This is a genomic window from Oleiphilus sp. HI0043 (assembly GCF_001634935.1).
In genome coordinates this window covers 1-1,262 of sequence record NZ_LWEY01001891.1, presented here as the reverse complement: position 1 = coordinate 1,262, position 1,262 = coordinate 1, and the positions used below count along the sequence as shown (strand labels likewise).

Below are 1,262 nucleotides of genomic sequence, written 5' to 3'. Positions count from 1 at the left end.
GTAAAGGAATGAATCCGGTTCGCTGGTGGGTAGTTTGGGGGCATGTCAGCCTGCACCTATATCAGCGTCGAATCATAGAGTATACGCTGTTACAAAAGTGTCGAGTGCACTTCAATCGTGGACTGTTTGAATTGAATAGAGCTTTTCGAAATGGTAAACGTTGGTTTCGCTAGAGGTCGCTTATTTGAGGAGTTTAGCTGACTGAGTGTGAGGCTTGTGAGAGAGGAAAAATTCAACCCCGGAACGGGGTTGAATGAGGAATTCTTACTATGCAGGGTTTACATTTTCAGCCTGAGGGCCCTTCTGGCCAGAGCCTTCTGTAAATGTAACTGCTTGGCCTTCTGCCAAAGTTTTAAAACCGTCGCCTTGAATATTGCTGAAGTGAACAAACAAGTCTGGTCCATTCTCACGCTGAATAAAACCAAAGCCTTTTGATTCATTGAACCATTTAACGGTTCCTGAAAGTGTTTCTGACATTATCTAACCTTTTCCATTTTAATTTACTATTCAATGAGTACTCTGTAATAACTTTATAGGGGTTACCTGAGAGGCTCATATTGCTGTTTGAATTACCTATTTGAAGGGCTCTTCATCCTTTTTATAACTTGGGACAGAAACCAGCTCTTGCGAATATTTTCAAACTCAAGTTCAAGTGTAGTCAAGGATTGGGCTTTGAACAAAGAACAATGCAGAAAAAATTAACAAATATGACCTAATCTAGGAATAAGGTGTGAGATAGGTTTATTTGGCTGCCTTAGAACGACTTTTCCGGGCTTTTTCGAAGATATCTACGGTTGTGTTGTTTGTAATATGCCCTATAATGCTGCCAACATTATAGGTGTACTATAAATATCAAATGAGAGTAGGTGCACTATAAATATTAAATGAGAGATGAGGTGTTAAGTGAATAAGCTAATCAAAGTGTTGCTATCAACTGTAATGACTATGGCAGTCGTGTTCTCTGTTAATGCAGCAATGGATGAAGACTCTATTCGTGATCGATTGAAGCCGGTCGGTAAAGTATGTGTTGAAGGTGATGACTGTGGTACAGCTGCTGCAGCCGTAGCGTCAGGGCCTAAAAGCGCAAAAGAAATCTATGACACTTCATGTGCAGCATGTCACGGTACTGGTGCGATGGGCGCTCCGAAATTTGGTGATGCAGCGACTTGGGCTGATCGTTCTGCAAAAGGTGTGGATGCTTTGATCGCTAATGCTATTTCTGGTGTAAACGCGATGCCTCCTAAAGGTACATGTATGTCTTG

2 protein-coding genes are annotated in these 1,262 nt (G+C 41.6%); one reads left to right on the top strand and one right to left on the bottom strand.

The features are described from left to right. Positions 1-267: 267 nt before the first annotated feature. Positions 268-477, bottom strand: a complete 210-nt coding sequence (locus tag A3729_RS29225; protein WP_068511735.1) for a cold-shock protein — start codon at positions 475-477, stop codon at positions 268-270. Between the two features lie 426 nt (positions 478-903). Here A3729_RS29225 and A3729_RS29220 point away from each other — a divergent pair. Further along, on the top strand, positions 904-1,262 hold a 359-nt coding region (locus A3729_RS29220; protein WP_068634552.1), incomplete at its 3' end, for a cytochrome c5 family protein.

What these genes read in the sequence shown, in the direction of transcription:
- A3729_RS29225 (WP_068511735.1), bottom strand. Translation starts at nt 477, where the DNA reads ATGTCAGAAACACTTTCAGGAACCGTTAAATGGTTCAATGAATCAAAA.